This window comes from Streptomyces albidicamelliae (assembly GCF_025642175.1).
GTDB classification, from domain to species: domain Bacteria; phylum Actinomycetota; class Actinomycetes; order Streptomycetales; family Streptomycetaceae; genus Streptomyces; species Streptomyces albidocamelliae.
In genome coordinates this window covers 2,573,849-2,594,964 of record NZ_CP106795.1, presented here as the reverse complement: position 1 = coordinate 2,594,964, position 21,116 = coordinate 2,573,849, and the positions used below count along the sequence as shown (strand labels likewise).

The following is a 21,116-nucleotide window of genomic DNA, read 5'->3' as shown; positions in this document are numbered from 1 at the left end:
GCGGTTCCCCGCGTGAACGCGCCCCGCGGGTCAGTCGCCGTAGTCGGACATCGCGTCCAGCAGTCGTGCGGACCGGGCCGGCACCGTCACCCCGTGGATGAGGGACGGAGGTACCGGCCGAGACGTGCCGTGCTCGGGAACCACCCAGTGCGGAGCCATCCGGGCACAGTCGCCGCGCAGTACGGCGAGGTCGCCCTCGAGGTCGGCCGGGGGGGTGAAGTTGACCCTGGGGTTTGTCATGACGGCACCGTAGGCATGTTCCGGCTCGCGAAGAAAGATCTACTATCGGGTAGTTTTGTCAGCTTCAGTGCCGCCCCACCAACAGGTAGCGTGAACTGTCAACCCACCCTCCCGCAGGAGAATGCCGACGTGCGCATCGCAGTCACGGGCTCCATCGCCACCGACCACCTCATGACCTTCCCCGGCCGTTTCGCCGACCAGTTCGTCGCGGACCAGCTGCACACGGTCTCGCTCTCCTTCCTGGTGGACAACCTCGACGTGCGCCGGGGCGGCGTCGGCGCGAACATCGCCTTCGGCATGGGCCAGCTCGGCACCCAGCCGGTCCTGGTCGGCGCCGCGGGCTTCGACTTCGACGAGTACCGCGCCTGGCTGGAGCGGCACGGCGTCGACACCGACTCCGTCCGCATCTCGGAGACCCTGCACACCGCCCGCTTCGTGTGCACCACCGACGCCGACCACAACCAGATCGGCTCCTTCTACACCGGCGCGATGAGCGAGGCCCGCCTCATCGAGCTCAAGACGGTGGCCGACCGCGTCGGCGGTCTCGACCTGGTCCTCATCGGCGCCGACGACCCGGAGGCGATGCTCCGCCACACGGAGGAGTGCCGCTCCCGCGAGATCCCCTTCGCCGCCGACTTCTCCCAGCAGATCGCCCGCATGGAGGGCGAGGAGATCCGGATACTGCTGGACGGCGCCACGTACCTGTTCTCGAACGAGTACGAGAAGGGCCTCATCGAGACCAAGACCGGCTGGACCGACGCCGAGATCCTGTCCAAGGTCGGCCACCGCGTCACCACCCTCGGCGCGCGCGGTGTGCGCATCGAGCGCCACGGCGAGGACCCGATCGAGGTCGGCTGCCCCGAGGAGGAGCGCAAGGCCGACCCGACCGGCGTCGGCGACGCCTTCCGCGCCGGCTTCCTGTCCGGCCTCACGTGGGGCGTCTCCCTGGAGCGCGCCGCCCAGGTGGGCTGCATGCTCGCGACGCTCGTCATCGAGACCGTCGGCACGCAGGAGTACCAGCTGCGGCGCGGCCACTTCATGGAGCGGTTCACCAAGGCGTACGGCGACGAGGCGGCCGAAGAGGTCCGCGCCCACCTGCGCTAGGACGCTCCCCGGGCGCTCAGCCGAGCCGGCGGACCAGGTACGCCGTACCGCGCTCCGCCGGCTCCTCGCCCAGGTACTCCTGCCCGCGCATCTCGCACCAGGCCGGGATGTCCAGCCGTGCGGCCTCGTCGTCGGAGAGCACCCGCACCGTGCCGCCCACCGGCACCTCCCCGATCACCTTGGCCAGCTCGATGACGGGAATCGGGCAGCGTTTGCCGAGGGAGTCGACGACCAGCTCCGCGGCGCGCACCCGGGTGGCCGGCGCCGGTGCGCCCAGCTTCTCCCGGACGGACGCGACGGCCCCCGGCAGCACGTCCAGGAACCGCTCGACGTCCGCCTCGGCCACCCCCATGGGCAGCGAGACCCGGACGTTCCCCTCGCTCAGCACGCCCATCGCCCGCAGCACATGGCTCGGCGTCAGCGTGCTGCTCGTGCACGAGGACCCGGACGAGACGGAGAACCCCGCCCGGTCCAGCTCGTGCAGCAGCGCCTCTCCGTCGACATAGAGACAGGAGAAGGTGACGATGCCCGGCAGCCGCCGCCGGGCGTCGCCCACCACCTCCACGTCCGGCACCAGTTCCGGCACCCGCGTCCGGATCCGTGCCGTCAGCTCCCGCAGCCGTACCGCCTCCTGGTCCGCCTCGGCCCGCACCGCGCGCAGGGAGGCCACGGCCGCCACGATCGCCGGGATGTTCTCGAAACCCGCGGCCCGCCCCGACTCCCGCTCGTCCACCGGCCCTTGGGCCGCGAACCGCACGCCCTTGCGGACGACGAGCAGCCCGACCCCGGACGGCCCGCCCCACTTGTGCGCACTGGCCGTCAGCAGCGACCAGTCGCCCTCGACGGGCCCCCAGCCCAGCGACTGCGCCGCGTCCACCAGCAGGGGCACCCCGGCCGCCCGGCAGATCCCGGCCACCTCGGCCACCGGCTGCACGGTCCCCACCTCGTGGTTGGCCGACTGGAGCACGGCCAGCGCGGTGTCCGCGCGAAGGGCGGCGGAGTAGCCGGCGGCGTCCACGGCCCCGCCCCGGCCGACGGCCACCCGGTCGACCGTTCCCCCCGCCGCCTCGAACACTTCAGCCGAATGGAGCACGGAGGAGTGTTCGACGGCGGACACGATCAGGTGGCGTCCGGTCCGGCGCCGGCCGGCCAACGCGCCCGCGACGCCCGTGTGTACGGCCCTCGTCCCCGACGGAGTGAAGACCATCTCGTCGGCCCGGCAGCCCACGGCCTCCGCCGCCGCCTCGCGCGCCGCGTCCAGCAGCATCCGCGCCTTGCGGCCCTCCCGGTACAGCCGGGCGGGATCGGCCCACCCGTCGTCCAGCGAGGCCAGCAACGCCTGGCGGGCCACGGGGTGGAGAGGGGCGGCGGAAGCTGCGTCGAAGTAGGCCACAGGGCAACGTTAAGACTTCGGTGGGACCGGCCCACCCGGGGGCGCGGAGAACGGCGCGACCAGCCACGACGCGTCCCGCGCCGGGACGCCAAACCGCGACAACCCGAGCCAATAGGCGCCCATCGCCTCCCCGACCGAGTGACAGGCGACGCGTATGCCCCCCTCCCCGCGAACCCCTGGAGGGCGTCGGCTAGGGTTTGGTCCGCATAAACATCCAAACCCCTGCCCGACGCAGGGCGGCGACCGACCAGCGAGAAGGCCGCAGCCGTACAGCGCGGGCGAGACTCTCGGGAAGGCGCTACGTGAGTCCCAACGGCTCCGACCGCTCGCCGCGGCGCCCGATGCGGCGGAAGCTGCTGCAGGCACTGACCGCGGGCCTGGTCTTGGCGACAGCCACCGGTTGCTCGTACAACTGGGAAGACTTCCCCCGCCTTGGTATGCCCACCCCGACCACGGAAGAGGCTCCGCGGATCCTCTCCCTGTGGCAGGGTTCCTGGGCGGCTGCGCTCGCCGTCGGCGTGCTGGTGTGGGGCCTGATCCTGTGGAGTGCTTTCTTCCACCGGCGCAGCCGCACCAAGGTCGAGGTACCTCCGCAGACCCGGTACAACATGCCGATCGAGGCCCTGTACACGGTGGTCCCGATCATCATCATCTCGGTGCTCTTCTACTTCACGGCCCGGGACGAGACGAAGCTGCTCAGCCTCACCGACAAGAAGCCCGACGTCACGGTCAACGTGGTCGGCTTCCAGTGGAGCTGGGGCTTCAACTACATCGCGGACGTTCCCGGAAGCACGGGCAACGCGAAGACCGACAAGAACCTGGCCGCCGTTCCGGACCGGTTCAGGGACGCCTTCCCGGCCAACGCCGGCGGTGTCTACGACGTCGGTACGCCCGGCACGCGGAACCCGCAGACCGGCAACCCCGGTCCGACGCTGTGGCTCCCCAAGGGCAAGACGGTCCGCTTCGTCCTGACCTCGCGTGACGTCATCCACTCCTTCTGGGTGGTGCCGTTCCTCATGAAGCAGGACGTCATCCCGGGCCACACCAACGCCTTCCAGGTGACCCCCAACAAGGAGGGCACCTTCCTCGGCAAGTGCGCCGAACTCTGCGGCGTCGACCACTCCCGGATGCTGTTCAACGTGAAGGTCGTCTCCCCCGAGCGCTACGAGCAGCACCTCAAGGACCTCGCCAAGAAGGGGCAGACCGGTTACATTCCCGCCGGCATCGCGCAGACGCCGCACGAGAAGAACCGGGAGACGAACAACCTGTGAGCATCCTCAACGAACCCCAGGGTGCCGCGGCAGCTGAGGACTCGTACGAGAACGAGCTGCCGGTCAGGCGCAAGCAGCCCGGAAATCTCGTGGTGAAGTGGCTGACGACCACCGACCACAAGACGATCGGCACGCTCTATCTGGTCACCTCGTTCGCGTTCTTCCTGATCGGTGGCGTCATGGCGCTGCTGATGCGCGCCGAGCTGGCCCGGCCGGGTCTGCAGATCATGTCGAACGAGCAGTTCAACCAGGCGTTCACGATGCACGGCACGATCATGCTGCTGATGTTCGCGACGCCGCTGTTCGCCGGTTTCACGAACTGGATCATGCCGCTGCAGATCGGCGCGCCCGACGTGGCGTTCCCGCGGCTGAACATGTTCGCCTACTGGCTCTACCTGTTCGGCTCGTCCATCGCGGTCGGTGGCTTCCTCACCCCGCAGGGCGCGGCCGACTTCGGCTGGTTCGCCTACTCCCCGCTGTCGGACGCGGTCCGCAGCCCGGGTCTGGGTGCCGACCTGTGGATCATGGGTCTGGCCTTCTCCGGCTTCGGCACCATCCTCGGCGCCGTCAACTTCATCACCACGATCATCTGCATGCGCGCGCCGGGCATGACCATGTTCCGCATGCCGATCTTCGTGTGGAACGTGCTGCTGACGGCCGTCCTGGTGCTGCTGGCCTTCCCGGTCCTCGCGGCCGCGCTGTTCGCCCTGGAGGCGGACCGTAAATTCGGCGCCCACGTCTTCGACGCCGCCAACGGCGGCGCCCTGCTGTGGCAACACCTCTTCTGGTTCTTCGGCCATCCAGAGGTGTACATCATCGCGCTGCCGTTCTTCGGCATCATCTCCGAGGTCATCCCGGTCTTCTCCCGCAAGCCGATGTTCGGCTACATGGGTCTGATCGCCGCGACCATCGCGATCGCCGGTCTGTCCGTGACGGTGTGGGCCCACCACATGTACGTCACCGGCGGAGTGCTGCTGCCGTTCTTCTCCTTCATGACGTTCCTCATCGCCGTACCGACCGGCGTGAAGTTCTTCAACTGGATCGGCACGATGTGGAAGGGCTCGCTGTCCTTCGAGACACCGATGCTCTGGGCGGTCGGCTTCCTGATCACCTTCACCTTCGGTGGTCTGACCGGTGTCATCCTGGCCTCGCCGCCGATGGACTTCCACGTCTCGGACTCGTACTTCGTGGTGGCGCACTTCCACTACGTGGTGTTCGGCACCGTCGTCTTCGCGATGTTCTCCGGCTTCCACTTCTGGTGGCCGAAGATGACCGGCAAGATGCTCGACGAGCGCCTCGGCAAGATCACGTTCTGGACGCTGTTCGTCGGCTTCCACGGCACGTTCCTGGTGCAGCACTGGCTGGGTGCCGAGGGCATGCCGCGCCGGTACGCCGACTACCTGGCGGCCGACGGCTTCACCGCCCTGAACACGATCTCGACGATCAGCTCGTTCCTGCTCGGCCTGTCGATCCTGCCGTTCCTCTACAACGTGTGGAAGACGGCCAAGTACGGCAAGCCGGTCGGCGTGGACGACCCGTGGGGCTACGGCCGTTCGCTGGAGTGGGCGACCTCCTGCCCGCCGCCACGGCACAACTTCCTCACCCTGCCGCGGATCCGCAGCGAATCCCCGGCGTTCGACCTGCACCACCCCGAGATCGCCGCGCTGGAGCAGCTTGAGCACGCCGGTCACGGCGCAGCCATCGCGGGCAGCAAGGAGGCCGGCAAGTGAAGATCCAGGGCCGGATGTTCATCTGGCTGAGCTTCTTCATCCTGATCATGGCCGTCGTGTACGGCGTGTGGTCGAAGGAGCCGGCCGGTACCACCGCACTCTTCCTGGCCTTCGGCCTGTCCGTCATGATCGGCTTCTACCTGGGCTTCACCGCCCGTCGGGTGGACGCCGGCGCGCAGGACGACAAAGAGGCGGACGTCGCCGACGACGCGGGCGAGCTGGGCTTCTTCAGCCCGCACAGCTGGCAGCCGCTCATGCTGGGCGCGGGCGGCGCGATCGCCTTCCTCAGCATCGCGGTCGGCTGGTGGCTGATCTACTTCGCGGCGCCGATCATCATGCTCGGCCTGTTCGGCTGGGTGTTCGAGTACTACCACGGTGAGAACCGCACCCAGTAGCACGCGAGCGCATGTGCCGGGAGCCCGGACCCTCCATCAGGGGGGTCCGGGCTCCCGTCGTTCGCGGCCGGACGGCCCCCGCAACCGGGGGGACCGTCCTTTGCCGTAGCGTCCGTCCCCCGTACGAGTTACCCGCCGTGCCGGTACGGTCAGCACCTCATAGCGTGATCATATGAACCGACTTCCGCGGACCCGCACCGTCGTCAGCTGCACCCTGCTGGTGGCCGCCCTAGGTGCGGGCGTCACCGCTTGCGGTCCGGACGGCAACCCCCTGTCGGCCAAGCCGTACGACGCAGCGGACCAGATCTCCTTCAACGGCCCCACCGAGGCGGGGAAGCGGGCCGATCCGGACAAGCCCCTGGAGATCACGGCCGAGAGCGGCGACGGCCGCATCACGGACGTCACCGCCCAGGACTCCACAGGGCGCTTCGTGGCGGGCGAACTCGCGGCCGACGGCAGCCGCTGGCACAGTACGTCCCCGCTGGCCGCCAACGCCCACTACACGGTCTCCGTGAGCACCGAGGACGACGACGGCGCACCCGGCCGCAAGGTCCTCGAGTTCGACACCAGCAAGCCCACCAGCAAGAAGACCCTGGCCGTCACGTTCGGCCCGGACGCGGGCGAGTACGGCGTCGGGCAGCCCATCACCGCCATGCTCGGCCAGGAGATCAAGGACAAGGCCCAGCGGGCCGTCGTGGAGCGGGCCCTCAGGGTGGACTCCGTGCCGGCCGTGCAGGGCTCCTGGTACTGGGTCAGCGACAAGGAACTCCACTACCGGCCCAAGGAGTACTGGCCCGAGCACGCCACCATCCAGGTGCACAGCAACCTGGACGGCGTACGGATCGGCGACCGGCTGTGGGGCGCCAAGTCGAAGGCGCTGAAGATCACCACCGGCGACAAGGTCGAGGTGGTCACGGACGCCGCGGCGCACCAGCTCACCTACTACAAGAACGGCAAGCAGGTCGAGCAGATCCCCGTCACCACCGGCAAGCCCGGCTTCGAGACCCGCAACGGCGTCAAGGTCGTGCTGGAGAAGCAGTACTTCGTACGGATGCGCGGCACCACCGTGGGCATCGCCGAGGGCAGCTCCGACTCCTACGACCTGCCGGTCTACTACGCCACCCGGGTCACCTGGTCCGGCGAGTACGTCCACGCCGCCCCCTGGTCGGTGGGCTCGCAGGGGTACGCCAACGTGAGCCACGGCTGCACCGGTATGAGCACGTCCAACGCCGAGTGGTTCTTCGACAACGTCCGTGAGGGCGACATCGTCAAGGTCGTGAACTCGGGCGGCCACGAGATGGAGCCGTTCGGCAACGGCTTCGGCGACTGGAACGTCGACTGGACGAAGTGGCGCACGGGCAGCGCCCTGGCCGCCGGCACCTCGGGCGGCCCGACTCCGGGCGACGCGGTGAGACTGCGGCCGACGGCCGTGTGAACGCCCTGGAGGGGCGCGGGGAGCGGCGCGGCGAGCCGGGACGGACCGGCGGCCGCGCGACCTCGCGCCCCGCTCTCCTAGGCGCTCTGCAGGCGCTTGCGGCGCAGCAGGGAGGCCAGCGAGGCGGCGAACTCCACCGGGTCCACCGGAAGGGTGACGGCGGCGTCCGCGCGGCTCCAGGTGGCCAGCCAGGCGTCCTGGGGGCGGCCCATCAGCAGCAGCACGGGCGGGCAGTCGAAGACCTCGTCCTTGATCTGCCGGCACACCCCCATGCCCCCCATCGGCACGGCCTCGCCGTCGAGCACGCAGACGTCGATGCCGCCCTTGTCCAGCTCGCTCAGCACCGCGGCGGGCGTCGCGCACTCCAGGAACTCGACCTGCGGCACGTCCGGAGCGGGCCGCCGGCCGGCGGCGAGCCGTACTTGCTCGCGGGTGTTGGAGTCGTCGCTGTAGACCAGCACCGTGGCGGTCGGCTGCATTGTTCCTCCGGGACGTCGGCGTCGTACGGACGGGACGGACAGGGCCGTTTGGGCGGATGTTACTCCCATGAACACCACGTCAGCACCGGTTCGGCGGGCAGCAACACTCCGAACGGCACCCCCCGGAGTGAGGGCGGGATAAGCGACCGACATAATGTCGGTCGTGGCGACAGCAACGACAGTAGAAACCGGGCACGCGCACCCGTCGGTCAACCGGCCGAACCTCACCAGCGTCGGAACCATCATCTGGCTGAGTTCCGAGCTGATGTTCTTCGCGGCCCTCTTCGCGATGTACTTCACCCTCCGGTCGGTGACCGGACCGGCCCACTGGAAGGAGATGGCGGAGGCACTGAATGTGCCCTTCTCCGCCACGAACACCACGATCCTGGTGCTCTCCTCCCTCACGTGCCAGCTCGGCGTGTTCGCCGCCGAGCGCGGCGATGTGAAGAAGCTCCGTGGCTGGTTCATCCTCACCTTCATCATGGGTGCGATCTTCATCGGCGGTCAGATCTACGAGTACACGGAGCTGGTGAAGAAGGACGGCATCTCGCTGTCCTCCGACCCGTACGGCTCGGTGTTCTACCTGACCACCGGCTTCCACGGCCTGCACGTGACGGGCGGTCTCATCGCCTTCCTGCTGGTCCTCGGCCGTACATACATGGCCAAGAGGTTCACTCACGAGCAGGCGACCGCCGCCATCGTCGTGTCCTACTACTGGCACTTCGTCGATGTCGTCTGGATCGGCCTTTTCGCCACGATCTACCTGATCAAGTAGCGGGACCTCCCGCACATCCAGAAGCACCGACGCAGAAGATCCTGACACCGGGGTAATCCGTGAAAAAGCTCTCCGCACGACGACGCCATCCGCTGGCGGCGGTCGTCGTCCTACTCCTCGCGCTGGCGGCCACTGGGGGGCTGTACGCCGCGTTCGCGCCCGCGGGCAAGGCGCAGGCCGATGAGACCTCCCAGTCCCTGACCATCAAGGAGGGCAAGAAGCTCTACGCTGTCGGCTGCGCCAGCTGCCACGGCACCGGTGGCCAGGGCTCCTCCGACGGCCCGAGCCTGGTCGGCGTCGGCGCCGCCGCGGTCGACTTCCAGGTGGGCACCGGCCGCATGCCGGCCTCGTCCTCCCAGATGGCGCAGATCCCGAGCAAGAAGGTCGTCTACACGCAGACGCAGATCGACCAGCTCGCCGCGTACATCGCGTCGCTGGGCGCCGGTCCGAACGTGCCCACCAGTGAGCAGTACGGTCCGGAAGGCGCGGACATCGCCAAGGGTGGCGAGCTGTTCCGCACCAACTGCGCGCAGTGCCACAACTTCACCGGCAAGGGCGGTGCCCTCACCAAGGGCAAGTACGCCCCGACCCTCGAGGGCGTCGACCCGAAGCACATCTACGAGGCCATGCAGACCGGCCCGCAGAACATGCCGTCCTTCCCCGACACCACGCTGACGGAGAAGAACAAGAAGGACATCATCGCGTACCTGCACGCGGTCGACAGCAGCGAGACGACGAACCCCGGCGGTCTGGAGCTGGGCGGCATCGGGCCGGTCAGTGAGGGTCTGTTCGCCTGGATCTTCGGACTCGGCGCGCTGATCGCGGTCGCCGTCTGGGTCGCCGCTCGGACCGCAAAGGCCAAGAAGTCATGAGTAGCCAAGACATTCCAGAAGAGAACCTGCCCGCAGCGCAGGACCACGCGCACGGCGCGGTGGGGGTCGCCGACGAGGTGAACCCGTTCGCGGACCCGGGGCTGCCCCCGCACGAGCACCGGATCCAGGACGTCGACGAGCGGGCCGCCCGGCGGTCCGAGCGCGCGGTCGCCCTGATGTTCACGGTGTCGATGCTGGCCACCATCGGCTTCATCGTCTCGTACCTGGTGATCCCGAACGACAAGTCGATCTTCGTCTTCCCGATCGGGCACATCAGCGCGATGAACTTCGCGCTGGGTCTCACCCTCGGCGTGGCGCTGTTCTGCATCGGCGCGGGCGCGGTCCACTGGGCCCGCACCCTGATGTCCGACGTGGAGGTCGCCGACGACCGTCACCCGATCGCGGCCTCCCCCGAGGTCCGGGCGAAGGTCCACGCGGACTTCGCCGAGGGTGCCAAGGAGTCGGCGATCGGCCGCCGCAAGCTGATCCGCACCACCATGTTCGGCGCGCTGGCCCTGGTGCCGCTCTCCGGCGTCATGCTGCTCGGCGGTCTCGGCCCCGCGCCCGGGACCAAGCTCCGCCACACCATGTGGGCCAAGGGCAAGCGCCTGGTCAACATGAACACCAACCTGCCGCTGCGTCCCGAGGACGTCGCCGTCGGCTCGCTCACCTTCGCCAAGCCCGACGGGCTGGAGGAGGCCAGCGAGGACTTCCAGAACGAGATCGCCAAGGCGGCGCTGATGATCGTCCGGCTGCAGCCGGGCAACATCAAGGACAAGCGCGAACTCGACTGGTCGCACGAAGGCGTGGTCGCCTTCTCCAAGATCTGCACCCACGTCGGCTGCCCGATCTCCCTGTACGAGCAGCAGACGCACCACGTGCTGTGCCCGTGCCACCAGTCCACCTTCGACCTCTCCGACGGCGCCCGAGTGATCTTCGGCCCCGCCGGCCACGCCCTGCCGCAGCTGCGCATCGGCGTGGACAGTGAGGGTTACCTCCAGGCGCTCGGCGACTTCGAGGAGCCCGTCGGTCCTGCATTCTGGGAGCGCGGATGAGTACTGAACCGAACGAAGCACCCCGCTCGCGCGGGAAGGCGCCGGCCGGCGAGCGCGTCGCCGACTGGGCCGACAGCCGGCTCGGGATCTACTCCCTGGCCAAGGCCAACATGCGCAAGATCTTCCCCGACCACTGGTCGTTCATGTTGGGTGAGGTCTGCCTCTACAGCTTCATCATCATCATCCTGACGGGTGTGTACCTGACGCTGTTCTTCCACCCGTCGATGAACGAGGTGGAGTACCACGGCAGCTACGTCCCGCTCCAGGGACAGCTGATGTCCGAGGCGTTCAACTCGACCCTGCACATCTCCTTCGACGTGCGCGGTGGTCTGCTCATCCGGCAGATCCACCACTGGGCCGCGCTGATCTTCCTCGCCGGCATGTTCGTGCACATGATGCGCGTGTTCTTCACCGGCGCGTTCCGCAAGCCGCGTGAGATCAACTGGCTGTTCGGCTTCCTGCTGTTCGTCCTCGGCATGTTCACCGGTTTCACCGGTTACTCGCTCCCGGACGACCTGCTCTCCGGCACCGGTGTCCGCTTCACCGAGGGCGCCATCCTGTCGATGCCGATCGTCGGCACGTACATCTCGATGTTCCTGTTCGGCGGCGAGTTCCCCGGCCACGACTTCGTGGCCCGGTTCTACTCGATCCACATCCTGCTGCTGCCGGGCATCATGCTCGGTCTGGTCGTCGGCCACCTGATCCTGGTCTTCTACCACAAGCACACGCAGTTCGCGGGTCCCGGAAAGACCAACAAGAACGTCGTCGGCATGCCGCTGCTGCCCGTCTACATGGCCAAGGCCGGAGGCTTCTTCTTCCTGGTCTTCGGTGTCATCGCGGCCATCGCCGCGGTCACCCAGATCAACCCGATCTGGGCCATGGGCCCCTACCGCCCGGACCAGGTGTCCACCGGCGCCCAGCCCGACTGGTACATGGGCTTCGCCGAGGGTCTCGTCCGCTACATGCCGGGCTGGGAGATCAACTTCTGGGGTCACACGCTCGTGCTGGGCGTGTTCATCCCGCTGGTGCTCTTCGGTGTCGTCCTGGCGGCGATCGCGGTGTACCCGTTCATCGAGTCCTGGGTCACCGGCGACAAGAGCGAGCACCACATCCTGGACCGCCCGCGCAACGCCCCGACCCGCACCGCCTTCGGTGTCGCCTGGGTCACCGTGTACATGGTCGGTCTGGTCGGTGGTGGCAACGACCTCTTCGCCACCCACTTCCACCTGTCGATCAACGACGTCACCTGGTTCGTCCGGATCTCGTTCTTCGCCGGACCGGTCATCGCGTTCATCGTCACCAAGCGGATCTGCCTGGGTCTGCAGCGCCGTGACCGCGAGAAGGTGCTGCACGGCCGCGAGACCGGCATCATCAAGCGGCTGCCGCACGGTGAGTTCATCGAGGTCCACGAGCCGCTCAGCCAGGAGCAGCTGCACACGCTCACCGCGCACAACCAGTACGCGCCGGCCGAGATCGGCCCGACGGTCGACGCGAACGGTGTCGAGCGCAAGGTGCCGGCCACGCAGAAGCTGCGGGCGAAGCTGTCCAACGCCTACTACGGCGAGGACAACCAGATCCCGAAGCCGACCGTGGACGAGTACAAGGAGATCACGAGCGGCCACGGCCACCACTGATCCCCGCGTCGCCACGCCACGCTGAAGGGCCCCGTCCGGGTTGCGGACGGGGCCCTTCGCCGTGCTCCGGGCTGGATAGGGTGGTGTACGACCTGGCAGGACTGTGTACGAGGAGCGGCTGATGAGCGCTGTGACCCCCGCTGGAGGCGACACCGCGGCGGGCCGTTCCTGGCCCGCCCTGCTGAACGGGCTGCTGGACGGCCGTGACCTCTCCGCCGACGAGACCGCGTGGGCGATGGACCTGATCATGCGAGGCGAGGCGACCGACGCGCAGATCGCCGGATTCATGGTCGCGCTGCGGGCCAAGGGCGAGACGGTCCAGGAGATCACCGGACTCGTCCGGACGATGTACGAGCACGCCAACGTGATCGAGGTGCCCGGGCCGGCCGTCGACATCGTCGGCACCGGCGGCGACGGCGCCAAGACCGTGAACATCTCCACCATGTCCTCGATCGTCGTCGCCGGCACCGGCGCGCAGGTCGTCAAGCACGGCAACCGTGCCGCGTCCTCCGCCTCCGGCTCCTCCGACGTCCTGGAGAAGCTCGGCATCAACCTGAACCTGACCCCGAAGCGGGTCGCCGAGGTCGCCCAGGAAGCCGGCATCACCATCTGCTTCGCGGTGAAGTTCCACCCCTCGCTGCGCCACGTGGCCGCCGCGCGCGGGCAGTTGGGCATCCGGACGACGTTCAACGTGCTCGGCCCGCTGACCAACCCGGCCAAGGTGCGCGCGCAGGCCGTCGGGGTCGCCGACCCGCGGATGGCGCCGATCGTCGCCGGTGTCCTCGCCGAGCGCGGCAACTCCGCGCTGGTCTTCCGCGGCGACGACGGCCTGGACGAGCTGACCGTCACCGCCACCTCCAAGGTGTGGGTGGTCCGGGACGGCAAGGTCACCGAGGAGACGTTCGACCCCCGTGACGTCGGCATCGAGCTGGTCCCCGTGGAGGCCCTGCGCGGCGCCGACGCCGTCTACAACGCGGCGGTGGCCCGTCGGCTGCTGGACGGCGAGCAGGGCCCGGTGCGGGACGCCGTGCTGCTGAACTCGGCCGCCGCGCTCGCCGCCCTCCGGCCGACGGACGCGCCCCTCGCCGACCAGCTGCGCGCCGGCATGGCCGAGGCCCGGGAGTCGATCGACTCGGGCGCGGCCAAGCGGTCGCTGGAGCGCTGGGTGGCAGCGAGCAACACCTGAGCCCGGCCGGCGCGCACGCGGGGCGCGGTCCGCATGGTGGACCGCGCCTTGCGCGCCGAGGGCCGTGTGGCAGGATGTTGGATCAGGTCATGAGTGACAGTCATGAGGCCCCGGCCGACTGTCCGGCAACCCTCCGTCCGTGGCGGGGTGCCCCGGGTGAAGACCAGGTCGTGGACAGCAAGGTCCACGGCAAGCGCGGACCCCTCGCACACCAGGGGTCCTGGTCGTCCGAGGAGCCTTCCGTGAGCAAGCGAATGCGATAGGGCCGCAGAGCCCCGCCTCCGCATCCCCCTTTCCCCCTTCACCGCGCTCGAGCCGTACCCGCTCGCGCGGCGACGCCCCATGCCCACGGGAGTTCACCATGTCCGTCTCCACCGCTGCCGCCGACCAGACCGTCTGTGCCCCGCTGCCCGTTCTGGGCCGTGATGTCACCGTCCCCCTCGTGACGGGCGGTGAAGTCGCCTACGCCGCACTGGACTACGCGGCCAGCGCCCCCGCGCTCCAGCGCGTCTGGGACGACGTCGCCGCCTACGCGCCGTACTACGGCAGCGTCCACCGCGGCGCCGGCTACCTCTCCCAGCTCTCCACCGACCTGTTCGAGAACGCCCGCGGGACCGTCGCCGCCTTCCTCGGCTGCCGCGCGGACGACCAGGTGGTGTTCACCCGGTCGACCACCGACTCGCTGAACCTGCTGGCCCGCGCCCTGCCCGCCGACTGCCAGGTCTTCGTCTTCGAGACCGAGCACCACGCCTCCCTGCTGCCCTGGCAGGACGCCCGGGTCAGCTTCCTCGACGCGCCGCGCACCCCTCGCCAGGCCGTCGAGACCCTCGAGCGTGCCCTCGCCGACCGCGACCCGCACGGCCCGGCCCTGGTCTGCGTCACCGGCGCCTCCAACGTCACCGGTGAGCTGTGGCCGGTGCGCGAGCTGGCCGCCGCCGCCCACGCGCACGGCGCCCGGATCGTCCTCGACGCCGCCCAGCTCGCCCCGCACCACCCGGTGGACCTCCGTGAACTGGACGTCGACTGGGTCGCCTTCTCCGGGCACAAGCTGTACGCCCCCTTCGGCTCCGGTGTGCTGGCCGGCCGCGCCGACTGGCTGCGGGCGGCCGAGCCGTACCTCGCGGGCGGCGGCGCCAGCCGCAAGGTCACCCGGCGCACCGACGGGGGAGTGGACGTGGAGTGGCACGAGAGCGCCGCCCGCCACGAGGCCGGCTCCCCGAACGTCATCGGCGCCTACTCCATCGCCTCGGCCTGCAAGGCGCTCACGGAGGCCGGCTGGGACACCCTCGTCGCCCGCGAGCAGCACCTCGTCCGCACGGTCCGCGAGGGCCTCGCCGAGGTGCCCGAGGTGCGGATCCTGTCCCTCTTCGGCGACGACGCCCCGCGCGTCGGCGTCCTCTCCTTCGTGGTCGAGGGCTGGAACAGCTCCCACTTCGCCGCGGCCCTGTCCGCCGAGTACGGCATCGGCGTCCGCGACGGCCTCTTCTGCGCCCACCCGCTGGTCCGCACCCTGCTGGGCAGCGACCCGCAGACCCAGGGCGAGTGCGGCGCCCCCGAGGCGGCCCCGGGGGAGAAGTCCCTGAACGCCATCCGCGTCAGCTTCGGGGCGGGCACCCCGGACGAGCACGTGGCGCGGTTCGTGAGCGCCGTGAAGGAGCTGGTCCGCGACGGCGCGAAGTGGCGCTACCGCACGGAGGACGGCCGCTGCGTCCCGGCGGTGTGAAGCTCCACCGGGCCAAATAGACTCCCCCCGACAGCAGTTCGATCGGGGGAGAGTGCGAAGTGCAGTCGCGCGCAACCGGCCCGGCACGGATCGGCCCGTACGACGTCCTGCGCCGACTCGGGTCCGGCGGCATGGGCGAGGTCTACCTCGCCGAGTCCCGCACCGGCCTGCGGCTCGCGGTGAAGGTCGTACGCCACGAGCACGCCGAGGACCGCACCTTCCGGGCGCGGTTCAGGCACGAGGTGCGGGCCGCGCGGACCGTCGGCGGCGAGGGAACCTTCACGGCCCGGGTCGTCGACGCCGACACGGAGGCCGAACGGCCGTGGATGGCGACGGAGTTCGTGCCGGGCCCGAATCTGCGGGACGCCGTCCTGGACCACGGGGCGCTGCCCGAGCCGGCGGTCCGCGTGCTCGCGGCGGCGCTCGCCGAGGCGCTGGCGGCCATCCACGCCAAGGGTCTGATCCACCGGGACCTGAAGCCGTCCAACATCCTGCTCGCCCCGGACGGGCCCCGGGTCATCGACTTCGGGATCGTGCGGGCCCTGGAGGCGACCGCGCTGACCCGGACCGGCGCGGTCGTCGGCTCGGTCGGCTACGTCTCGCCGGAGCAGATCCGCAACGGCGGGCAGGTCGGCCCGCCCAGCGACGTCTTCTCCCTCGGTGCGGTCCTCGCCCACGCGGCGGCCGGCCGCGAGCCCTTCGGGGAGGGCCAGGACTCGGTGATCCTGCTGCGCATCCTGACCCGTGACTTCGACCTGTCCGGCGTGCCGGAGGGGGTACGGCCGCTGGTGGCGGCCTGTCTGCGCGAGGACCCGCTGGAGCGCCCGACGCCGTCGGAGGTGGTGGCGGCCGCCGGGTTCACCCCGGGGGCCCTGCGCGGCGCCGTCCGCCCCGGCTGGTACGGCCCGGCCGGCGCCCCGGGCCCGGCGCACGACGACCGCCCCAGCGGCGTCGAGTACCTGGCCCCGGCAGCCCCGGCAGCCCCGGCAGCCCCGGCGCCCGCCGAACCGCCGCACGGGCTCGCCGAGGCCCCTCCCACCGCCGACGCCGCCCTGCCGGCGCCCGCCGAACCGCTGCTGTCCGCCGCCCCGCCGGACCGGACGCCCGGGTCCACCGCGCCCCGTCCCGCCGCCGACGCCGCCCGGCCTGCGGCCTCCGCGTCACCCCCGGCGTCCTCCGCATCGCCCCCGGCGGCCGCCGTGCCGGACCTGGTGCCCGGGTCCGCCGGGCCCGCTGCCGCCGGCTCGGCGCCCGCCGAACCGCCGCGCGGGCTCGCCGAGGCCCCTCCCGCCGCCGACGCCGCCCTGCCGGCGCCCGCCGAACCGCCGCTGTCCGCCGCCCCGCCGGACCGGACGCCCGGGTCCACCGCGCCCCGTCCCGCCGCCGACGCCGCCCGGCCTGCGGCCTCCGCGTCACCCCCGGCGGCCTCCGCATCGCCCCCGGCGGCCGCCGTGCCGGACCTGGTGGCCGGGTCCGCCGGGCCCGCTGCCGCCGACTCGGCGCCCGCCGATCCGCCGCGCGGTCCTGCCGTGGCCCGCCCCGCCCTCGACGCCGCCCAGCCGGCGGCCTCCGCATCGCCCCCGGCGGCGGCCGTGCCGGACCTGGTGCCCGGGTCCGCCGGGCCCGCTGCCGCCGACCCGGCGCCCGCCGAACCGCCCCGGTCCGCCGTGACCCCGGCCACCACGGTCGCTCCTGGCACCCCCGCCTCGTCCTCCTCTCCCACCACCCCCGTCGTCCGGTCCCTCGGTGCCGACGCGCCCGGCCGGCGGCGGCTGCTGAAGATGCTCGCCGGGGGATCCGTGGCGGCGGGGGCCGGCGCGTGGCTGTGGCAGCGGGGGCCCGACGTCGTCGGCCACAGCGCCGGCCACGACTCCTCGCTCACCTCGACCCCCGCGGCGGTCGAGCGCAGGGCGGTGCTGCGCTGGCAGTACGACGTCGGCGGCATCGGGGGCCTGGACGGGCCGTGCTGCGCGCTCTCCCCGGACGGCTCGGTCGTCTACGTCGGCACCTCCGACGGTGTGCTGCACGCGGTGTCCCGCGACGGCTCCCGGCGCTGGAAGGTCCGGCTCGGCGACGACGTCTCCAGCCCGGTCGCCACCCGTGAGGGGGTGTACTGCGTGGTGGGCTTCCCCGCCGAGGACGAGCGGCGGCTGACCGCGGTGAGCCCCTCGGGCCACCCGCTGTGGACCCGCACCCTCGGTGACCACGGCTACGCCGTGCCCGTCCTGCTCGGCGACGACGTGCTCGTCTCCTTCGGGGGCACGGACGCGGGCGGACTGCGCCGCTACGCCCCCGACGGCGGCATCCGGTGGAGCGCGAAGACCCCGGCCGGCCCCACCGGCACCCCCGTGGTCGCGGACGGCCTGGTGTGCACCGGCAGCTACGGGGACGTGCTGCTGGCGCTGGACGCGCGGGACGGCTCACGCGCGTGGCAGGTGCCCGCGGGCACCGACGTGACGGCCGCCGCGCTCTCGGGCACCACCCTGTTCGCCGACTCCGCCGCCGTACGCCAGGGCTTCCGGCTCAAGGACGGCCGGCGACTGTGGCGCACCGAGGCCTACGGCAGCGGCACCATGACGGCCGGCAGCCGCTCCCTCGTCATCGGCACGGAGGCCGCGACGGTGTACGCGGTCCGGGCGGCCGACGGCTCCCGGGCCTGGTCGTACGACGTCCGGAGCGCCACCGGTGAACCCCGCGCGGTGGCCGCCGGCGACACCGTGTACGCGCGGTCCGCGGACCGGCTGTGGGCCCTGGACCTGAACGGCCGCAAGCGCTGGAGCGCGACCCTCGGCCACGGCGCGGGCGACGACCAGCACGTCCCGGTCGTCCGCGGCCGGCGCCTCTACGTCCCCTCGGGAACCGGCATCGCCGCGGTGGACGTGAGCGACTAGTTGTCTAGGCCGATCGCGAACGCGGCTTCGAGGTCGTGCTGCGAGTAGGTGCGGAAGGCGACGTGCGTGTCGGTGCCCTCCACGCCGGGGATCTTGCTGATCTTCCCCGGGATGACGTCGGCGAGGTCCTCGTGCTGCCGCACCCGGACCATGGCGATCAGGTCGTAGGTGCCGGTGACCGAGAAGACCTCGCTGACACTCTCCAGCGCGGCGATCTGCTCCGCGATCTCGGGGATCCGGTCCACGCTGGTCTTGATGAGGACGATCGCGGTGATCACGGCTGGTTCTCTCCCTGGGACGCCGGGGCCGGTGCGGATCTCACTCTAGTCCCACGCCCGTACCGCACCCAGGCGTAGCCGAAGCCGAGCCCGAACCCCACCAGGTGGGCCAGGTAGGCCACGCCGGGGCCGTCGGAGGCGCGGCCCGCGGCGAACCACTGCAGGGCCGCCCAGAAGGGCAGCACGACCCAGGCCGGAAAGCGCAGCGGCAGGAAGAACAGGAACGGAAGAAGACTGGTCACGCGGGCGCGGGGGAACAGGTAGAGGAACGCTCCGAGGACCGCCGAGATCGCCCCGGAGGCGCCCACCAGCGACTGTTCGGAGGTGGCGTTGGCGGCCGCGTAGCCGAGCAGGGCCAGGTATCCGCAGCCGACGTAGAACAGGGTGAACTCCATCCGGCCCATCCGCTCCTCGGTCATCGCCCCGAAGACGAAGAGGAAGAGCATGTTGCCGAGCAGATGCACCCAGCTGCCGTGCACGAACAGGGCGGTGACCGGGGTGAGCGCCTCGCGGACGGCACCGTCGAACAGGTCGGCCGGGACCACGCCCCAGTGGCGGAAGTACGCCCGCTGCGCCGGGAGCAGCGCGTCCCCGGAGCCGTACGAGGGGACGAGCCCGGAGGCGGGGCCGAGGGCGAAGATCAGGCCGCACAGGACGATGAGGCCGAAGGTCACCGGGGCCGAGGTCCCACGGACCGGTACGGGTGTCCTGCCGGGCGCCGGTCTCCAGGTGCTGATCATGACTACAGAGCATGACGTAACGGGACGCAAGCCGACAGACCGCCTCGCCGCCGTGGACGGACGGGCGGCGGGGACCCGCCAGGCCGTAGGGTTACGAGCCACACGCGTCGGCCGGCGGCGCGGACCCCTGGACGAGAAGGAAGCGGACCACCACGATGACGGTTCCCCTGCCGACCGCCACGACGCGATGGCGCTGCACCCTGTGCGGCAACCTCACCCGGTTCGACGTGACGCGCTCCTCGAAGGTCGTCGAGTACGTCCACCTCGATCTGGCGGGCGAGCCGACGGTGGAGGAGCGCGAGGTGGTCAGTGAGACCATCGAGTCGGTCCGCTGTCGCTGGTGCAACGCGGTGGACCAGGTGGAACTCGTGGACAGGCCGGGCGCCGGCTCCTGAGCGGAGCGGCCCCGGGGAAGCGCTTGAGGCGATGGGGTGTGACGGATGGTGGAGACCGCAGGCGGGGGGCCGGGCGACGGCACCGCTGAGGTGCTTGACCGTCCGCTGCCCGACGGCGTGCGCCGGCGCGTCGTACAGATCGTCTCGGACGGTTTCGGCGGGCTGACCGTGGCGGAACTGCCCGCCCAGCTGAGACAGTACGCCCGGTTCGCCCCCAATCGCCGCGCGAAGTTCGCCGGGAACGCGATGGCGGCCGCGCTGGAGACCGACCCGCTCTTCCGGCAGCGGATCGGGGAGAAGTTCAGAGAGGCGCAGCCGGAACTCGCCGGCGCCCTCGACTCGGGCTCCCCGCCCCCGGCCGCGGACCCGCTGGATGTGGCGGCCGCGGCCTACGTACTGCGCCCGGCGGGCTGGGTGAAGCTGGTGACCGCCGCCGGCGAGGAGGCCCAGCGCGCCGACGCCGAGCGCGCCGACGAGGAGAGCCGGGCCGAGCTGGAGCGGTTGCGCGCCGAGCTGACCCAGGCCCGCGACCAGACCCGCGCCGAGACCGAACGGCTGCGCGTGGAGCTGGAGTCGGCGAAGAGGGAAGCCGAGTCGCTGCACCGCAAGCTGCGTGCCGCGCTCAGTGACGTCAAGCGGGGCGAGGCCGCGCTGCGCAAGGCGCGGGGCGAGATCGACGGCGTGCGCGCCGAGGCGCAGGCACAGGTGTCGGCGGCCGAGAGCGAGTCCCGGCGGCTCAGGGCCCGCCTGGGCGAGGCCGAGGCGACGCTGGAGGCCACCAGACGGGCCACCCGCGAGGGCCGCAGCGTGGAGGACATGCGGGTGCGGCTGCTGCTGGACACCCTGCTGGACGCCACCCAGGGGCTGCGGCGCGAACTCGCGCTGCCCCCGGTCTCCGTGCGCCCGGCCGAGACCGTGGACGCCGTCGAGCCGGGGCGCATGACCCCGAAGGACATCGCGGCCCGGGCCCTGTCCGAGAACGACCCCGCGATCCTCGACCAGTTGCTCGCGCTGCCGCAGGCCCATCTGGTCGTCGACGGCTACAACGTGACCAAGACCGGCTATCCCCAGATGCCGCTGGAGAAGCAGCGGCTGAGGCTGCTCGGCCAGCTCTCGGCGCTCGCCGCGCAGACCGGCGCGGAGGTCACCTGCGTCTTCGACGGCGCCGAACTGGCCGCGCCGGTGCTGCTCGCGCCGCCGCGCGGGGTGCGGGTGCTGTTCTCCAAGCCGGGCGTCACGGCCGACGAGCTCATCCGGCAGCTCGTGCGCGCGGAGCCGCCGGGCCGTCCCGTCATCGTCGCCTCCACCGACCGGGAGGTGGCCGACGGGGTCGCCAGGGCGGGTGCCCGACCGGTCGCGTCTGCGGTGCTTCTGAAGCGTCTGTCCTGAAGGTGCAACGGGCATATGCAATGCCCGAATTGGCCGTATCGTCACGCAACGTAGTGTCAATCGGGCATCACTGCACGTGTGTTGTGTGCAAAGAATGCATTGCGTCACAGGGTTTTTTGCCGCGAGGATTT

The 21,116-nt window shown here is 71.0% G+C and carries 19 protein-coding genes and 1 riboswitch; of the genes, 14 read left to right on the top strand and 5 right to left on the bottom strand.

Annotated elements, in window-relative coordinates:
• Positions 1-30 precede the first annotated feature (30 nt).
• On the bottom strand, positions 31-240 hold the full coding sequence (locus N8I86_RS12040; protein ID WP_123438140.1) for a hypothetical protein: 210 nt from the start codon (positions 238-240) through the stop codon (positions 31-33).
• A gap of 129 nt (positions 241-369) precedes the next feature.
• On the opposite strand from N8I86_RS12040, the gene N8I86_RS12035 reads away from it, so the two are divergent.
• Positions 370-1,344, top strand: coding sequence for a carbohydrate kinase family protein (locus N8I86_RS12035; RefSeq protein WP_073893062.1), 975 nt, complete (start codon positions 370-372; stop codon positions 1,342-1,344).
• Between the two features lie 16 nt (positions 1,345-1,360).
• On the opposite strand, the gene N8I86_RS12030 is transcribed toward N8I86_RS12035, so the two are convergent.
• Positions 1,361-2,737, bottom strand: a complete 1,377-nt coding sequence (locus N8I86_RS12030; RefSeq protein ID WP_263277751.1) for a cysteine desulfurase/sulfurtransferase TusA family protein — start codon at positions 2,735-2,737, stop codon at positions 1,361-1,363.
• A gap of 302 nt (positions 2,738-3,039) precedes the next feature.
• Here N8I86_RS12030 and ctaC point away from each other — a divergent pair, with 302 nt between their 5' ends.
• The 4 genes from ctaC to N8I86_RS12010 all read left to right on the top strand — a co-directional run bounded on the left by ctaC (position 3,040) and on the right by N8I86_RS12010 (position 7,568).
• A complete protein-coding gene (ctaC, locus tag N8I86_RS12025) occupies positions 3,040-4,008 on the top strand; it encodes an aa3-type cytochrome oxidase subunit II (protein WP_073893058.1) in 969 nt (322 codons plus the stop codon).
• Complete coding sequence (gene ctaD / locus N8I86_RS12020) at positions 4,005-5,738, top strand: aa3-type cytochrome oxidase subunit I (RefSeq protein ID WP_093478285.1); 1,734 nt, start codon at positions 4,005-4,007, stop codon at positions 5,736-5,738. The genes ctaC and ctaD overlap by 4 nt, the downstream gene beginning before the upstream one ends.
• Entirely contained in the window at positions 5,735-6,133 is a 399-nt protein-coding gene (locus N8I86_RS12015) for a cytochrome c oxidase subunit 4 (RefSeq protein ID WP_073893053.1), read from the top strand. The genes ctaD and N8I86_RS12015 overlap by 4 nt, the downstream gene beginning before the upstream one ends.
• 172 nt (positions 6,134-6,305) lie before the next feature.
• Positions 6,306-7,568, top strand: coding sequence for a L,D-transpeptidase (locus tag N8I86_RS12010; protein ID WP_073893050.1), 1,263 nt, complete (start codon positions 6,306-6,308; stop codon positions 7,566-7,568).
• A gap of 77 nt (positions 7,569-7,645) precedes the next feature.
• On the opposite strand, the gene N8I86_RS12005 is transcribed toward N8I86_RS12010, so the two are convergent.
• Positions 7,646-8,047, bottom strand: a complete 402-nt coding sequence (locus N8I86_RS12005; protein ID WP_073893047.1) for a response regulator — start codon at positions 8,045-8,047, stop codon at positions 7,646-7,648.
• 154 nt (positions 8,048-8,201) lie between these two features.
• On the opposite strand from N8I86_RS12005, the gene ctaE reads away from it, so the two are divergent.
• The 7 genes from ctaE to N8I86_RS11970 all read left to right on the top strand — a co-directional run bounded on the left by ctaE (position 8,202) and on the right by N8I86_RS11970 (position 18,183).
• A complete protein-coding gene (gene ctaE / locus N8I86_RS12000; RefSeq protein WP_014672235.1) occupies positions 8,202-8,822 on the top strand; it encodes an aa3-type cytochrome oxidase subunit III in 621 nt (206 codons plus the stop codon).
• Between the two features lie 59 nt (positions 8,823-8,881).
• The gene (qcrC, locus tag N8I86_RS11995; protein ID WP_073893043.1) at positions 8,882-9,694 is read left to right on the top strand and encodes a cytochrome bc1 complex diheme cytochrome c subunit; all 813 of its coding nucleotides are present in this window, start codon (positions 8,882-8,884) and stop codon (positions 9,692-9,694) included.
• Positions 9,691-10,749, top strand: coding sequence for a cytochrome bc1 complex Rieske iron-sulfur subunit (gene qcrA, locus N8I86_RS11990; RefSeq protein ID WP_073893040.1), 1,059 nt, complete (start codon positions 9,691-9,693; stop codon positions 10,747-10,749). Before qcrC ends, qcrA begins: the two co-directional genes overlap by 4 nt.
• Positions 10,746-12,383: a cytochrome bc1 complex cytochrome b subunit gene (gene qcrB, locus N8I86_RS11985; RefSeq protein WP_073893037.1), complete on the top strand. Its 1,638-nt coding sequence runs from the start codon at positions 10,746-10,748 to the stop codon at positions 12,381-12,383. The genes qcrA and qcrB overlap by 4 nt, the downstream gene beginning before the upstream one ends.
• Before the next feature lie 121 nt (positions 12,384-12,504).
• Positions 12,505-13,569 carry an anthranilate phosphoribosyltransferase gene (trpD, locus tag N8I86_RS11980; RefSeq protein ID WP_073894101.1) on the top strand — a complete coding sequence of 355 codons (1,065 nt, stop codon included), beginning with the start codon at positions 12,505-12,507 and terminating at the stop codon, positions 13,567-13,569.
• Positions 13,570-13,654: 85 nt separating this feature from the next.
• Positions 13,655-13,771, top strand: a riboswitch (SAM riboswitch).
• A 159-nt stretch (positions 13,772-13,930) separates the two neighbouring features.
• Entirely contained in the window at positions 13,931-15,292 is a 1,362-nt protein-coding gene (locus N8I86_RS11975; RefSeq protein WP_263277750.1) for an aminotransferase class V-fold PLP-dependent enzyme, read from the top strand.
• A gap of 59 nt (positions 15,293-15,351) precedes the next feature.
• Positions 15,352-18,183: a serine/threonine-protein kinase gene (locus N8I86_RS11970; protein WP_263277749.1), complete on the top strand. Its 2,832-nt coding sequence runs from the start codon at positions 15,352-15,354 to the stop codon at positions 18,181-18,183.
• Here N8I86_RS11970 and N8I86_RS11965 read toward each other — a convergent pair.
• Positions 18,180-18,461, bottom strand: coding sequence for an Lrp/AsnC family transcriptional regulator (locus N8I86_RS11965; RefSeq protein ID WP_073893028.1), 282 nt, complete (start codon positions 18,459-18,461; stop codon positions 18,180-18,182). The genes N8I86_RS11970 and N8I86_RS11965 overlap by 4 nt on opposite strands.
• On the bottom strand, positions 18,458-19,201 hold the full coding sequence (locus N8I86_RS11960) for a rhomboid family intramembrane serine protease (RefSeq protein ID WP_079192446.1): 744 nt from the start codon (positions 19,199-19,201) through the stop codon (positions 18,458-18,460). The genes N8I86_RS11965 and N8I86_RS11960 overlap by 4 nt, the downstream gene beginning before the upstream one ends.
• A gap of 155 nt (positions 19,202-19,356) precedes the next feature.
• On the opposite strand from N8I86_RS11960, the gene N8I86_RS11955 reads away from it, so the two are divergent.
• Positions 19,357-19,596, top strand: coding sequence for a hypothetical protein (locus N8I86_RS11955; protein WP_014672226.1), 240 nt, complete (start codon positions 19,357-19,359; stop codon positions 19,594-19,596).
• Positions 19,597-19,641: 45 nt separating this feature from the next.
• A complete protein-coding gene (locus N8I86_RS11950; protein ID WP_073893022.1) occupies positions 19,642-20,985 on the top strand; it encodes an NYN domain-containing protein in 1,344 nt (447 codons plus the stop codon).
• The last annotated feature ends 131 nt before the right edge of the window (positions 20,986-21,116 follow it).

Bases quoted from the DNA above. Each gene is read 5' to 3' on its own strand.
- N8I86_RS12040 (WP_123438140.1), bottom strand. From the start codon at position 240: ATGACAAACCCCAGGGTCAACTTCACCCCCCCGGCCGACCTCGAGGGC.
- N8I86_RS12010 (WP_073893050.1), top strand. From the start codon at position 6,306: ATGAACCGACTTCCGCGGACCCGCACCGTCGTCAGCTGCACCCTGCTG.
- N8I86_RS12005 (WP_073893047.1), bottom strand. From the start codon at position 8,047: ATGCAGCCGACCGCCACGGTGCTGGTCTACAGCGACGACTCCAACACC.
- ctaE (WP_014672235.1), top strand. From the start codon at position 8,202: ATGTCGGTCGTGGCGACAGCAACGACAGTAGAAACCGGGCACGCGCAC.
- qcrA (WP_073893040.1), top strand. From the start codon at position 9,691: ATGAGTAGCCAAGACATTCCAGAAGAGAACCTGCCCGCAGCGCAGGAC.
- qcrB (WP_073893037.1), top strand. From the start codon at position 10,746: ATGAGTACTGAACCGAACGAAGCACCCCGCTCGCGCGGGAAGGCGCCG.
- trpD (WP_073894101.1), top strand. From the start codon at position 12,505: ATGAGCGCTGTGACCCCCGCTGGAGGCGACACCGCGGCGGGCCGTTCC.
- N8I86_RS11975 (WP_263277750.1), top strand. From the start codon at position 13,931: ATGTCCGTCTCCACCGCTGCCGCCGACCAGACCGTCTGTGCCCCGCTG.
- N8I86_RS11960 (WP_079192446.1), bottom strand. From the start codon at position 19,201: ATGATCAGCACCTGGAGACCGGCGCCCGGCAGGACACCCGTACCGGTC.
- N8I86_RS11955 (WP_014672226.1), top strand. From the start codon at position 19,357: ATGACGGTTCCCCTGCCGACCGCCACGACGCGATGGCGCTGCACCCTG.
- N8I86_RS11950 (WP_073893022.1), top strand. From the start codon at position 19,642: ATGGTGGAGACCGCAGGCGGGGGGCCGGGCGACGGCACCGCTGAGGTG.